The 13,396-nt window shown below is 72.1% G+C and carries 13 protein-coding genes; 5 read left to right on the top strand and 8 right to left on the bottom strand.

Annotation, left to right across the window (positions count from 1 at the left end; all coding sequences use genetic code 11):
* Window positions 1–47 precede the first annotated feature (47 nt).
* From ACFFRH_RS33375 to ACFFRH_RS33365, 3 genes are read left to right on the top strand one after another with little or no spacing between them, the layout of a single operon-like run.
* Complete coding sequence (locus ACFFRH_RS33375; RefSeq protein WP_386161396.1) at window positions 48–977, top strand: ABC transporter ATP-binding protein; 930 nt, start codon at window positions 48–50, stop codon at window positions 975–977.
* A complete protein-coding gene (locus tag ACFFRH_RS33370; protein ID WP_386161394.1) occupies window positions 946–1,749 on the top strand; it encodes an ABC transporter permease subunit in 804 nt (267 codons plus the stop codon). Before ACFFRH_RS33375 ends, ACFFRH_RS33370 begins: the two co-directional genes overlap by 32 nt.
* Window positions 1,749–2,912 (top strand): PucR family transcriptional regulator, encoded by a 1,164-nt coding sequence (locus ACFFRH_RS33365; protein WP_386161392.1) that lies wholly within the window; start codon window positions 1,749–1,751, stop codon window positions 2,910–2,912. Before ACFFRH_RS33370 ends, ACFFRH_RS33365 begins: the two co-directional genes overlap by 1 nt.
* A 128-nt stretch (window positions 2,913–3,040) precedes the next feature.
* Here the strand turns inward: ACFFRH_RS33365 and ACFFRH_RS33360 are convergent, their stop codons facing one another.
* The 7 genes from ACFFRH_RS33360 to ACFFRH_RS33330 all read right to left on the bottom strand — a co-directional run bounded on the left by ACFFRH_RS33360 (window position 3,041) and on the right by ACFFRH_RS33330 (window position 10,793).
* Window positions 3,041–4,003 carry a quinone oxidoreductase family protein gene (locus ACFFRH_RS33360; RefSeq protein WP_386161390.1) on the bottom strand — a complete coding sequence of 321 codons (963 nt, stop codon included), beginning with the start codon at window positions 4,001–4,003 and terminating at the stop codon, window positions 3,041–3,043.
* An 80-nt stretch (window positions 4,004–4,083) separates the two neighbouring features.
* Window positions 4,084–5,943 (bottom strand): serine/threonine-protein kinase, encoded by a 1,860-nt coding sequence (locus tag ACFFRH_RS33355; protein ID WP_386161388.1) that lies wholly within the window; start codon window positions 5,941–5,943, stop codon window positions 4,084–4,086.
* Between the two features lie 37 nt (window positions 5,944–5,980).
* Window positions 5,981–6,763, bottom strand: coding sequence for an HAD family hydrolase (locus ACFFRH_RS33350; RefSeq protein WP_386161386.1), 783 nt, complete (start codon window positions 6,761–6,763; stop codon window positions 5,981–5,983).
* Window positions 6,753–7,907 (bottom strand): ABC transporter ATP-binding protein, encoded by a 1,155-nt coding sequence (locus tag ACFFRH_RS33345; protein WP_386161384.1) that lies wholly within the window; start codon window positions 7,905–7,907, stop codon window positions 6,753–6,755. Before ACFFRH_RS33345 ends, ACFFRH_RS33350 begins: the two co-directional genes overlap by 11 nt.
* A complete protein-coding gene (locus tag ACFFRH_RS33340; RefSeq protein WP_386161382.1) occupies window positions 7,904–8,758 on the bottom strand; it encodes an ABC transporter permease in 855 nt (284 codons plus the stop codon). Before ACFFRH_RS33340 ends, ACFFRH_RS33345 begins: the two co-directional genes overlap by 4 nt.
* Complete coding sequence (locus ACFFRH_RS33335) at window positions 8,746–9,627, bottom strand: ABC transporter permease (protein WP_386161380.1); 882 nt, start codon at window positions 9,625–9,627, stop codon at window positions 8,746–8,748. The genes ACFFRH_RS33340 and ACFFRH_RS33335 overlap by 13 nt, the downstream gene beginning before the upstream one ends.
* Window positions 9,624–10,793 (bottom strand): ABC transporter substrate-binding protein, encoded by a 1,170-nt coding sequence (locus ACFFRH_RS33330; protein WP_386161378.1) that lies wholly within the window; start codon window positions 10,791–10,793, stop codon window positions 9,624–9,626. The genes ACFFRH_RS33335 and ACFFRH_RS33330 overlap by 4 nt, the downstream gene beginning before the upstream one ends.
* A 369-nt stretch (window positions 10,794–11,162) precedes the next feature.
* Here ACFFRH_RS33330 and ACFFRH_RS33325 point away from each other — a divergent pair, with 369 nt between their 5' ends.
* Both ACFFRH_RS33325 and ACFFRH_RS33320 read left to right on the top strand, forming a co-directional pair.
* A complete protein-coding gene (locus tag ACFFRH_RS33325) occupies window positions 11,163–11,918 on the top strand; it encodes a GntR family transcriptional regulator (RefSeq protein WP_386161376.1) in 756 nt (251 codons plus the stop codon).
* A gap of 69 nt (window positions 11,919–11,987) precedes the next feature.
* Entirely contained in the window at window positions 11,988–12,254 is a 267-nt protein-coding gene (locus tag ACFFRH_RS33320; protein ID WP_386161374.1) for a DUF6504 family protein, read from the top strand.
* Window positions 12,255–12,449: 195 nt separating this feature from the next.
* Here the strand turns inward: ACFFRH_RS33320 and ACFFRH_RS33315 are convergent, their stop codons facing one another.
* Window positions 12,450–13,325, bottom strand: a complete 876-nt coding sequence (locus ACFFRH_RS33315) for a DUF4328 domain-containing protein (RefSeq protein ID WP_386161372.1) — start codon at window positions 13,323–13,325, stop codon at window positions 12,450–12,452.
* Between the last annotated feature and the right edge of the window lie 71 nt (window positions 13,326–13,396).

Below are 13,396 nucleotides of genomic sequence, written 5' to 3'. Positions count from 1 at the left end.
GGGTCAGGTAATGCCCCCGGCGGCGCCGGGGAGGCACGATCTGAGGCATGACAGCGGTGGTGGAGACCGAGGGGCTCACCAAGTTCTACGGCGGGCGCCGGGGACTTGAGGATCTCGACCTGGAGATCCGGCCCGGGGAGGTGTTCGGGTATCTCGGCCCGAACGGCGCGGGAAAGACGACGACGATCAGGCTGCTCCTGGACGTCATCCGCCCCACCAGGGGCCGGATGACGGTCCTCGGGCAGGATCCCCGGCAGGCCGGGGTGCGGAGCCGGATCGGCTACCTGCCGGGGGAGTTGGCCCTGGAGGGCAGGGAGAAGGCCAGGGAGTTCCTCGCCTTCCTCGGCGCGGTGCGCGACGGCGTGCCCAAGGGGCGCATCGAGGCACTGGCCGAGCGGCTGGAGGCCGACCTGTCGGTGCCCATGGGCAAGCTCTCCAAGGGCAACAGGCAGAAGGTCGGGCTCATCCAGGCATTCATGCACGAGCCGGAGTTCCTGATCCTCGACGAGCCGACCAGCGGCCTGGACCCGCTGGTGCAGCAGGAGTTCCTCGCGATGGTCCGGGAGGTCCGCGCCTCGGGCCGTACCGTGCTGATGTCCTCCCACGTGCTGGCCGAGGTCGAGGACGTCTCCGACCGGGTCGGCATCGTGCGCGGCGGCAGGCTCGTCGCGGTGGAGGACATCTCCGCGCTCAGGGAGAAGGCGGTGCGTCAGGTGGAGTTCCATTTCGACGCCCCGGTGCCCAGGGAGGCGTTCGAGAACCTGCCCGGGGTGCGTGAACTGCGGGTGGAGGGCGCCGGGCTGCGCTGCACCATCGACGGCCGGCCGGACGCGCTGATCAAGGCGGCGGCGCGGTTCACCGTGGTGCACATGGTCAGCGCCGAGCCCGACCTGGAAGAGATCTTCCTGACCTACTACAGCCAGAGCGAGGAAGGGGAGGCGCGCGATGCCCACGCTGGTGTCGAAGAGCCTGCGTGACTACCGCAGGCCATTGCTCGGCTGGACCGTCGGGATCAGCGCGTTCTTCGCGCTGTACCTGGCCTACTACCCGACGATCCAGAGCAACCCCGACCTCTACGGGGACGTGGCGCTGACCAAGTTCCCCGGGGCCATGCGCGACCTCATGGGCGGCCTGGAGGGCGGATTCACCAGCGGCTCCGGCTTCCTGCAGACACTGGTCTACCAGCTGTTCGGGCCGCTGCTGTTCATCATGTGCGCCGCGGTGATCGGCAACCGGGCGATCGCCCAGCCGGAGGAGTCGGGCACGCTGGAGCTCGTCCTCACCCTCCCGATCGACCGCAGGCGGCTGGTCCTGGAGCGCTTCGCCGCCCTGGCCCTCGCGCTGCTCGGCGTGGCGGCGGTCACCTTCCTCGTCGTGCTGGGCCTGACGACGGCCGTCGACATGGGCGTCCCCGCGGACAGGATCCTCGCCAGCCACGTCGGGGTCTTCCTGCTCGCCCTCTTCTTCGGCACGCTCTCCCTGACGGCCGGCGCCGTGACGGGACGGCGGGGGGTCGCCCTGGCGGTGGTCGGGGTGGTCGCCGTGGCCGGCTACGTGGTCGAGACCATGGGCAAGAACGTGGGCGGGGTGTCCTGGCTGCGCTGGATCTCGCCGTTCCACTACTACCTCGACGGCCGGCCGCTCCAGCTGGGATTCCCGGCGTGGGACTATCTCGTGCTGGCCGGGGCGACCGTCGCGCTGGTCCTGATCGCGATGCCGGCCTTCGACAGGCGTGACGTGGGAGTCTGATGGACGAGCTGCTCGGCGGCCATCTCCGGGTGTTACGGGAGGCGGCCGCCACCGGCAGGCCGCCCGGCCGGGCCGAGCTCGACGACTGCCGCGCCGCCGGTGCGCTGGCCGCGGAGCGGGGCGCGTCCGTGCGGGCCCTGGTCGAGGCCGCGCTGGCCCTGGCCGAGTCGGTGACCCCCACCCCGCTTTCGGCCCTGCGGCGTACGGTCTCCGCCCTGATGGAGGGGTACGAGAACGCCCAGCGGTCGGCGCTGCGCCAGGAGGAGGCGGCGCGCAGGGAGTTCGTCGACGACCTGCTCCAAGGGCGCGCCGACAGGCTCGCCGAGCGGGCCGAGCACTTCGGGCTCCGCCTGGCCGAGACGTACGTGGTCGCCGTCGCGCGCCCCGTCGGGGCCGCCAAAGTCGCCAAAGTCGCCGGAGTCGCTGAAGCCGTTGGAGTCGCTGAAGCCGTTGGAGCAGCCGAAGTTGCCGGAGTCGACACGGCCGACAGGGCCGACAGGGCCGACACGGCCGTCGCTTCGGGGGACGGCGGCGGGCTCGCGGGGGAGGCGGACGGGACGGCCCGGCGGATCGAGGACGCGCTGGTCGCCCGGTTCGGCTCGCACAACGTGCTGGTCGCGGTACGCGACGGGATGCTCGTGTGTGTCGCGCCGGGCAGCCTCACCGTCGCGAACGGCGAGTTCACCCACCACGTGCGCCAGGCGTTCGCGCCCGGCTGGCGGGTCGGGCTCGGCCGGGCGCACCGGGGCCCCGGCGGGGTGGTCACCTCCTACCGGGAGGGCGCCAACGCCATCGAGCTCGGTGACCGGCTGGGACTGCGCGCCTCCGTGCTCAAGGCCGCGGACCTGCTGGTGTTCCCGGTGCTGCTGCGGGACCGCGCCGCCATCGAGGACCTGGTGACGAGCGTGCTCAGCCCGCTGATCGAGGCGCGGGGCGGTCCCGAGCCGTTGCTCGCCACGCTGGAGGCCGTCTTCGCCTCCCAGGGCAACCAGACCGCCGCCGCGCGCAGGCTCGGCGTCAGCACCCGGGCGGTGACCTACCGGCTGGAGCGGATCCGCCGTCTCACCGGGTTCTCGCCGGACGACTCCACCCAGCGTTTCACCCTGGAGACGGCGGTCCTGGGCGCCCGCCTCCTGGACTGGCCCGCCCACCCGCTGCGCTGACCGGACCGCTCGCCTGCCCGCCGACCGGCGGCTCGGCTGCCCGCCGCGCTGACCGGCCCGGCCGATCGCGGTGCCGAACGGGCGCGGTCGTTCGTGGTGCCGAACGGGCCCGTCCGTTCGCCGCTCCGTCAAGGAATCAGGAGCACCTTGCCGGTCGTACGGCGGGCTTCGAGGTCCTGGTGCGCGCGGGCGGCCTCGGCGAGCGGGTAGCGCTCGGAGACGTGCACCCGCAGCTTCCCGGAGGCCACCCAGCCGTAGAGGTCGGAGGCGCGCCAGGTGAGCTCGTCCCGGGTGGCGATATAGGAGCCCAGGGTCGGACGGGTGAGGAAGAGGGAGCCGTTCCTGGCGAGGATCTGCGGGTCGAGCGGCGGGACCGGGCCGCTGGCCTGGCCGTACAGCGCCATCATGCCGCGCGGTCGCAGCGAGGCGATGCTCTCGTCGAAGGTGGCCGCGCCCACGCCGTCGTAGACGACGTGCACGCCGGAGCCGGTCAGGTCGCGGACCGCGTCGGCGAAACCCCGGTAGCGGAACACCTCGTCGGCGCCCGCCTGGCGGGCCAGGATCTCCTTCTCCTCGGTGGAGACCGTGCCGATCACCCGGGCGCCGCGCATCTTGGCGACCTGGGTGAGCAGCAGGCCCATGCCCCCCGCGGCGGCGTGCACCAGGACGTCGTCGCCCGCCTTCACCTCGTACGTGGAGTGCGTCAGGTAGTGAGCGGTGAGACCCTGCAGGGTGACGGCCGCCGCGACCTCGGCGGTGACCCCCTCGGGTACGGCGAGCAGCTTGGAGGTGGGCACCGCGATCCTGGAGGCGTAGCTGCCCGGCACGCTCGACCAGGCCACGGTGTCGCCGACGGCGACGTCACGGACGTCCTCGCCGACCGCGGCGACGGTGCCCGCGCCCTCCTCACCGGGGACGAAGGGCAGGGAGAGCTGGTAGCGGCCGATCCGGTGGTAGACGTCGATGAAGTTCACCCCGGAGGCGGCGACCTCGACCAGGACCTCGCCGGGATTCGGCTCCGGGTCCGGGTGGTCGTCGGTGTAGGCGAGAACCTCGGGTCCGCCGTTGGCGGAGACGACTATCGCGCGCATCGTGCTGAACTCCTTCTGTCGGTCAAATGCCTCGATCGTCCCCGATGCCATACGGATCACTCGCCGTCGGGGTCATCCGGTCAGGGTTGCCTGGTGATGGCGGGGCCGTGCAGGGTGAAGTTGTCGAACGCGACCCTGAGGACGGCGCTGCTGTTCTCGCCCACCCGGGCGATCACGCCGACCAGCCCGTTGGGCAGCGGGTTGGTGTCGAGGAACGACTGGGCCTGCTCGTCGTTGACCCACATGGTGAGCTGCACGCCCCCCTCGACACCGGTGCACTCGGCCGCGAGCCGGATGACCTCGCCCTTGGGCAGGTCGACCTTGACGGGCTTGGTGAGCTCGCCCCCGGCGCTCTTGACGGTCTTGCGGATGCGGGCGTTGCCCGTGGTGTCGAGCAGGAACTCGTACCGGGTCGCCTTGTTGTCGTCCTCGCCCCGGCAGAACAGCCCGTACTCGCCCAGCCCGGCGGTGCCGGAGCGGATCCTGATGTCGGAGCCGAGCAGGATCCGGCTCGGTGTGATCGGCGTGGGGCTCGCCGAGGGGTCGGGAGTGGCCGGGGGAGCGGACACGAACGGGATCGGGGCCTGCTCCCGCCTCACGGGGGAGTATCCGCTGACGTCGACGGCGTAGTAGCCCTCGGGGGCGTAGCCGTACGTGCCGGTCATCGGGCTGTAGGTGCCACCGCTCCAGCCGGTGCCGCTCTGGGTGAAGTCGTCCTGGTAGAGCAGGGCGAGGTTCTCCGGCGGGCCGGGGGGAGCGAGCGCGAGGCGCAGGCCGAGCCCTCCGGCCACCACCATCAGGGCCGCCACGGCCACCCCGACGGCCAGTTTCCGCCGCCCGGCCGTCCAGCCCCCGGGGAAGGATCCGGTACCGCCCCGCGGCCGCTCGGGGAGGGTGTGGCCGGGACCGTCGCGCCCGGGTCCCGCCTGCGCGGCGCCGGAGATCGTGTGACCGCCTTGTACGGACGGCGCGGTGTGGCTCCAGCCGGAGTCGGCGCCGTGCCCCGCGTGGCCCTGGCCGGGATCGGGGGCGCCCTCCCCCGATCCCGGCCAGGGGGTGCCGCCGGGAGGTCCCTGGGGTGCCTGAGGTCCCTGCCAGGAGGCCTGGACCGAGTGGGCGGCCTGCTCGGGCGCGGCCGAGCGGCCCACCAGGTGGTCGAGGAGCTGCTGCGAGGTGGGCCGGTTCCGCGGGTCCTTGGTCAGCGCGGAGGCGACCAGCTCGCGCAGCGCGGGCTCCATGCCCTCCAGGGAGGGCTCGGTGTTGAGCACCTGGTACAGCACCGCGGGCAGCGCCTCGCCGCCGAACGGCGCCCGCCCGCTCGCGGCGAAGGCCATCAGGCAGCCCCACGAGAACACGTCGCAGGCGGCCGAGACCGGCTCGCCGCGCAGCACCTCGGGCGCCATGTAGCGGGGGGTGCCGAGGATCTCGCCGGTCCCGGTCATCCCGCTGAGGGTGTCCAGCGCGCGGGCGATACCGAAGTCGATGACGCGCGGGCCGACGGGGGAGAGCAGCACGTTGGACGGCTTGAGGTCGCGGTGCACCACCCCGGCGGCGTGGATGGCGGTCAGCGCGGTCGCCACCCCGACGGCGAGCGCGTCGAGGCTGGAGCCGCGGAGCGGGCCGCCGGTGTCGACGGCCTCCTCGAGGTTGGGGCCGGTGACGTACTCGGTGACGACGTAGAGCTGGTCGCCGTCGAGCGCCGCCTCGATGACCGCGGCCGTGCAGAACCTGCGGACCCGCTGCGCCGCGTCGGCCTCCCTGCGAAAGCGCATCCGGAACCGTTCGTGCTGGCTGTACTCCGGATTGATGACCTTGATGGCTACCTGCTGCCCGTCAGGGGACTCGCCAAGATAGACCGTGCCCATCCCGCCCCGGCCCAGCCTGCTGAGCACGCGGTATCGGCCTATCTGCAGGGGTTCGTCGGGACTGAGGTTGTTCACCTGTGTACCTAACCGCATACGCCGTCACATGAGTGGTTCAGCCTATCGATCTCTTGCCGCTCGCCAGCAGTCGCAACAGCGGCAGGTCCACTTTTTCCAGACTGTCCACGCTCAGCACGTCCTCCGCGACCGGGTCGCCGGAGACGGACACCACCCGGCATCCCGCCGCGCGGGCCGCCGCGAGCCCGGTGGGGCTGTCCTCCACGGCCACGCAGTCGGCGGGGTCGAGGCCCAGCCCGGAGGCCGCCCGCAGGTACGGGTCGGGCAGCGGCTTGCCGCGTGCGGTGTCCTCGGCGGCCACGACCAGGGCGAACCGCCGCGCCCCGACGGTGTGCAGCACCATGTCGACGATGAGCCGCGGCGAGGCGCTGACCAGCGCGGTGGGCACGCCCTCCGCCGCAAGGTCGTCCAGCAGCCGGATCGCGCCGGGCAGCGGGGTCACCCCGCCGGAGACCCGCTCGGCGAAGGCCGCGGTGAGCCGAGCCCCGACCCGTTCCACCTCGGCCCGTTCCGCCTCGGCCTCCGTTACCCCGGCCCGTTCCGCGTCGGCCTTCGCCACCCGGGCCCGTTCCGCGTCGGCTCGTTCCGCCTCGGCCTCCGCCACCCCGGCTCGTCCGACCCCGGGCGGTACGGGTGCGCGGCGCGCGAGGTAGCCGGCCGCGTCCTCGACCAGGCGGCCGAGGACGTGGCCGGCGTCGGCCTCCGTCAGTTCCAGGTCCAGCTCGGCGGCGACCTCCACGCACGCCTGCCACCACATCCCCTCGGTGTCCACGAGCGTGCCGTCCATGTCGAACAGGACGGCTCGGAGCTCACCCGACACCCGCGACGTCCTCCGACTCGGCCGACTTCGAGGACTTGGAGGACTGAGGGGACTCCGAGGACTCCGAGGACTCGGGGGAGTCCGCGGGGTCCTCTGAGGTGAGAGCGGGCGCGGGGGTGGTGCGCGCGGCGACGAGCACGGGCCGCTGCACGAGGGCGACGTCCACCCGCGTGCCCGGCGCCAGGCGTACCGCGTCGTGTCCCGGCACGTCGCTGAGGACCTCCAGCTCACCCACTCGCACCCGAAGCCGCGCGGTGGAGCCGCGGAAGGAGGAGGCCACGATCGTGGCGTTCCCGTCGGGGGAGGGGGTGACCAGCACGGCCTCGGGGCGTACCAGCACGTCGACGTCGGGCGAGGACGGCAGCGGGCCGTCCACCGGCATGAGCTTCCCCATGACGGTGACCTCCTGGCCGGACAGGCGACCGGGGACGTGGTTCATCGCACCGACGAACTCCGCCACGAACGGGGTCGCGGGCCGGTCGTAGACCTCGGCGGGCGGGCCGCACTGCTCCAGCCGCCCGGCGCGCAGCACCGCGACCTTGTCGGCGACCGACAGGGCCTCCTCCTGGTCGTGGGTGACGAAGATGGTGGTGATGCCCAGTTCGAGCTGGAGCCGCCGGATCTCCTCGCGCAGCGAGACGCGGACCTTGGCGTCCAGCGCGGACAGCGGCTCGTCGAGCAGCAGCACGCGCGGCTCCAGCGCCAGCGCCCTGGCGAGGGCGACGCGCTGCTGCTGGCCGCCGGACAGCTCGTGCGGGTAGCGCTGGGCGTGCGTCGGCAGGCCGACCAGCTCCAGCAGCTCGTCCGCCCGCGCGTGCCGCCTGGCGGTCGGCACCTTGCGCACCCGCAGCCCGAAGGCCACGTTGTCCCTCGCGTTGAGGTTGGGGAACAGGCTGTAGGACTGGAAGACCATGCCCGCGTCACGCCGGTTGGCGGGGACCCGGGTGATGTCCTTGCCGTCCACGAGCACCGCTCCGGCGTCGGGGTGCTCGAAACCGGCGACGCAGCGCAGCGCCGTGGTCTTCCCGCAGCCGGAGGGGCCGAGCAGGGCCATCAGCTCGCCCTGTTCGACGGTGAGGTCCAGGCCGTCCAGGGCCACCGTACGGCCGAACGCGCGGCGCAGCCCCCGGAACTCGACGGTCATCGACGTTTCCTTCCCGCACCCGAGAGGGTGAGCAGCAGCAGCCAGATGAGGAGCAGGCTGATGATCGACAGGGCGACGGAGAGCTGCCCGTCGTTCCCGGAGATGGTCACGATCCAGACCGGGAACGTCTCGTAGCCGAGCAGGGCCGCGATGGTGTACTCGCCGAGCACCAGCGCGAGGGTGAGGAACGAGGCGCTCGCGATGGAGGACCGGATGTTGGGGATGATCACCCGGAACAGCACGTACGGCCACGAGGCGCCCAGGTTGCGGGCCGCCTCCACCAGCGTCCGCACGTCGATCGCGCGCAGCCCGGCGTCCAGCGACCGGTAGGCGAACGGCAGCGTCAGCATCACGTACGCGAGCACGAGGACGAACGGGAACCTCTCGTCCTGGACGGCGATCAGCGTCGCCCAGAACGGTGTGGCGGCCAGCGCGTCGACGCCCTCGCGCAGCGCCGTGCTGATGCCGACCACGTAGGTGATCGGCGGTACGACGAGCGGGAGCGTGGAGATCAGCTCCAGCACCGGCCGCAACCGGGGCGCGCCGAGCCGTACGGCCAGCATCGCCGGGAGGGTGAGCAACAGGACCGCGACGATGGTGCAGGCGGCGAGCGCGAGGGAGAGCAGCAGGCTGGGCAGGAAGCCGGGCGCCGACAGGATCCGCCCGTAGGCGGCGAGCGAGAAGCCCTGCCCCTCCGAGTAGACGGTGAACCAGAAGGACACCGCCATCGGCACGACGAAGTAGACCGCCGCGACGACCAGCACGATCCCCCGCCAGGCCCGCCGCTGCCCGGGGCGGGCGGTGGCCGCGGGGCCCGGGGTGACGTCGGGCAGGGTGGCTACCGCAACCATCGGGAGCTCCTCTTCTGCAACGGCAGGTAGACCGCCATCACCAGCAGAGCGACGACGATCATGTCGAGGCTCAGCGCGAGCGCGACGTTCTCGTACCCGATGAGGACGTCGCCGGTGAGGGCCTCGGCGATCTGCAGGGTGACCAGCGGGACCGTGCTGCCCACCATGGCGTAGGCGGTGGCGTAGGCGGCGAACGCGCCGCCGAACAGCAGGACGACGCCGCCGAGCAGGGCGGGGGTCAGCACCGGGATGCCGACGTAGCGCCAGAACTGCCAGGTGGTGGCGCCGTTGTTCTGCGCCGCCTCCCGCCACTGCGGGCGCAGGCCGTCGAGCGCCGGGGTCACGACGAGCACCATCAGCGGCACCGAGAAGTACATGTAGACCAGCGCCAGGCCCCAGAAGTTGTACAGCACCCCCGGGCCGAGGCCCAGCGCGGTGGTGATCACCCCCGAGTTGCCCAGGGTGGCGATCCAGATGAAGGCGAGCGGCACGCCGCCGAAGTTGGACAGAACACCCGAGAAGGTCAGCACGGCCTCGCGCAGCGCCGTGAACCGGGAGGTGATCACGGCCTGGGCGAGGAACGTCCCGGCGACCGCGGCGACGACCGCCACCACGGCCGACAGCTGGACGCTGCTGAGCAGGGCGTTCAGGTAGGGCCCCTGGAGGCTCCTGGACAGGTTGGCGGTGCCGAGGGAGGACACCTTGGTCGCCGGGTCCTTGACGGTGAACGCGCCGACCAGCAGCGTGAGCGCCGGGATCCCGAAGGCCACCGCCGTCACGACCAGCAGTGGCAGGGCTCCCAGCCAGTTCTTGGATCGAGGACGGCCGCCGCCGCGCGGGGCGGCGGCCGTGACGGCGGGGACGGTCATCCCGAGACCGCGGCGCCCCAGCCTCCGGCCAGGACCTCCTTGGCCTTGTTGACCTGCGCCTCCGTCGGGAAGGTGGGCTCACCCTCGACCGGCGGGAGGTTGGCCTCGGCGGCGGCGTCGACCGTGCCGTCGGCCTTCATCGCGGGCAGCAGCACCGGGCGGGCGAAACCGCCGAGGTAGAGGTTCTGGCCCTCGGGGCTGTAGAGGAACTCCTGCCACAGGCGCGCGGCGGCCGGGTGCGGGGCGTCCTTGTTGATGGCCTGGGCGTAGAGCTGGAAGTACTTGCCGTCGCTGGGGATGACGGTCTTCCAGTCGAGGCCCTTCTCGGCCATCTTGGGGGCGTAGGCGGCGTTGTTGTAGTCCCAGTCGATGCTGATCTGGGTCTCGCCCTTCTCGATGGTGGCCGGGGTGGTCTCGACGGGGTTGAAGTTCCCGGCGTCCTTCAGCTTCTTGAAGAAGTCCAGGCCGGGCTGGATGTCGTCGAAGGAGCCGCCGTTGGCGAGGGCCGCCGCGTAGACGCCCGCGAACGCCGAGCCCGACTTGGTCGGGTTGCCGTTCAGGGCGACCTTGCCCTTGTACTCGGGCTTGAGCAGGTCGGCGTAGGTCTCCGGGCACTTGGCGATCTTCTTGGCGTCACAGCCGATGGAGACGTAGCCGCCGTAGTCGTTGAACCAGAGGCCGCTCGGCTCCTTCTGGTTCTCGGGGATCTTGTCCCAGGTCTCGACCTTGTACGGCGCGAAGAGGCCCTCGGCGGCGCCGCTGATCGCGAAGGACTGGCCGATGTCGAGCACGTCGGGGGCGCGGTCCTGGCCCTTGCGGGTCTTCACCGCGTTGATCTCGTCGGCGCTGGCGGCGTCGGGGGTCTCGCTCTCGATCTCGATGCCGTACTTCGCCTTGAAGGCTTCGATGATCTTTCCGTAGTTGGCCCAGTCGGGCGGGAGGGCGATGACGTGGAGCTTGCCCTCCTTCTTGGCGGCCTCGACGAGTTTGTCCAGCCCGCCGAAGTCGGCCGCGGAGGTGGCGGTCCTGGCGTCCACTCCGGCCGCGGAACCTCCGTCGGAGGCGCCCGCGGACGGTGCCGCCGTACCGGGGGCGGCACCGCACGCGGCGGCGCCGACCAGGAGGAAGGCCGCGAGGCCTGCAAAGCGAACTCGGGATGCGATCACTGTGTCTCCCAAGGGGGTGTCGCGCAATATTTCACGAAAGTAGACGAACTTGTACAAACAAGCTAGACCTCCTCTGTCGTGAATCAGTTGCTGTTTGGTGAACGCACGAAGTACGGCGGTGAAATGCGCGAACCCGGGCTTTGTGAGTCATTGATGCTTGTTTAGGGTGGGGCTGAGCCGGCCGCCAGGTGCGCGCAGCGAGGGATCCCGCGGACGCGCGCCGGGCCGGGCGGGGCAGGGCGGCTTGAGAGACGAGGCGAGATTGCGCGGTCACCGGGTGTGCGCGGATGCGTGGAGAAGTGCCCTGGAGTTCGCGGGCGCACCGGAAGGGACGCGGGCGTTCGCGGGGCGTCCGGGCGGGGCGCGGGCATGACGGCCCGCTACATGGGCATCGCGGAGGAGCTGCGCGACGCGATCATGCGAGGCGAGCACCCCGTGGGCGCCCAGCTGCCCTCCGAGGCCGAGCTGGCCACCCGCTTCGCAGCCTCGCGCGGCACGATCCGCCAGGCGGTCGCCGTGCTCGCCACCGAGGGCCTGGTGGGGTCCCGGCAGGGGGCGAGGCGCATCGTGCTCGGCCGCGAGCGCAGCCAGAGCTTCGCCGAGCTGCACAGCTTCGCCCAGTGGGCGCGGGCGATGGGCTACCGGGTCAGCGGGCGGATGCTGCAGCAGCGCCGCAGGGGTGCCGACACCACCGAGGCCGTACGGCTGGCGATCCAGCCCGGCGACCCGGTCCTGTCCGTGCTGCGGCTGCGCTCCCTGGAGGGCGAGCCGGTGATGCTGGAGCGCACCGTCTACGCCGGGTGGATCGCCCCGGCCGTCGAGCGCATCGAACCTGACTGCGAGTCGGTCACCCAGGCGCTGTACGACAGCGTCGGCCTCGTCTTCGCCTACGGCGAGCACCTCATCGACGCGGTGGCCGCGGGCGTCCAGGACGCCAGGTTGCTGGCCGTGCGCCGGGGCAGCCCGCTGCTGCGCCAGCGCCGGGTCACCACCACCCACGAGGGACGGCCCGTCGAGTGGTCCGACGACCGCTACCGCGCGGGCAGCGTGACCTTCAGCATCCGCAACTCGGTGGACGCCAACCCGCTCGTACGGCAGATGGGGGACTTGCGCCCGTCCCCATAAGAACGTATGTTCGATACGCCAGACCCGCCTTCCCCCGGGTGCTCATCCGAAAGCCGCGGGAGAGGCGTCTTGAGCAGACTTTACGGCGACCCCATCGAGGTGTGGATCCGCGACGGGCAGCCCGTCCAGTTCGTCTGGCGCGACCGCCTCTACACCGTCCGCCGGGTCCTCGACCACTGGGTGGTCGCGCGAGAGTGGTGGAAGACCTCCGACAGCGATCCCGGTGAGCGCCGGTTCTGGCGGGCCGAGGCCGCCTCGGGCGACCGGGCCGGGACCTACGAGCTCCGCTTCGACACCGCGGGTGAGGGCTGGCTGCTGATCAGGGCATGGGACTGACGCCCCGCCCGGACGCGCCTTCCGCCGGTGAGCGCACGCGCCTTCCGCAGGTGCGGACGCGGAACCGGCGCGGCGCCCGGACGTGTTTCCGCCGATGGAGTCGTGCTGGCTTTCCGCCGATGGAGTCGTGTCGGCGGGGACGCGAGGCCGACGCCCCCGGCCCGCCGCCCGCCGGGCGGGCGGGGCGCTTCTCGTTCACTGCCCGGCGGGGTGGACCTCCTGGGGCCGGTCCTGCTCGGACACCTCCGGCGAGAGAGCCTCCCGTGAGAGAGATTCGCGTGAGAGGGCTTCGCGTGAGAGAGATTCCCGCGCGGGAGTCTCCTTTGAGGAAGCCTCCCGCGACGAAGCCTCGGGAAGGGCGGGCGAGGAGGACGGGGCGTCCCTCACGAGCAGGTGCGGGAGCGTCTCGGCCGGGGGCGGCGGCAGGTGGTGCTCCGCATCGGCCTGCCGCCGGTGCCGGGCACCCGCGGCCTGGACGCCGGTGATCTGCCGCACGGTCGCCGCGCACAGCAGGGAGGCGACCGCGACGGCGATCAGCTCGGTCGGCCCGAAGCCGGTCAGGTTCGTTCCTCCCTGGGAGGCGCCCGGCCACAGCCGGGCCAGCACCAGCGCGAACGCGACCAGCCAGCTCAGCCACCAGGCGGTGAGCAGCGCCGTCCAGCGGAGGCGGCGGTCCAGCGGCGGGCGTGAGGCCCACCACAGCCGGTCGACCAGCACGGCGGGCGCGACGAGGTTGACCACCGGCACGAACCAGCTCACCAGGACCGGCGCCACCGCGGGCAGGTTGGCGCCCTGCCGGGCGCGGAGCAGCCAGTTCAGGTACGCGGCGACGGTGGCGATCGCGGTCGCCGCGAAGAACATGATCAGGATGGCGAAGACGGTGACCGCGCCGAAGACCGCGTCGGCGCCGGGGGCGTGGGGGTCGCCGCCGAGCTTGGATATCTCCAGGACGAGGCGCCGGCCACGGGCCTCTTCGAACACCGCCAGGGCGGCGATCGCGATCACCAGCGCGGTGAGAGCGACATAGACGGCCGAAGCCGACCTTTTCTGTAGAGATGGGATAGAGCGCATGTATATCTCCCCCCGCCATGCGCCGAGGACCTGCCCTCTTTCTATCCAGTCAGCTCTTCCGCTAATCGGCC

It is taken from the genome of Streptosporangium vulgare, from assembly GCF_042428775.1.
In the GTDB taxonomy this organism is placed as follows: Bacteria; Actinomycetota; Actinomycetes; order Streptosporangiales; family Streptosporangiaceae; genus Streptosporangium; species Streptosporangium vulgare.
Note: the sequence above shows the minus strand (reverse complement) of the source record. Positions and strands in the feature narration are given on the sequence as shown.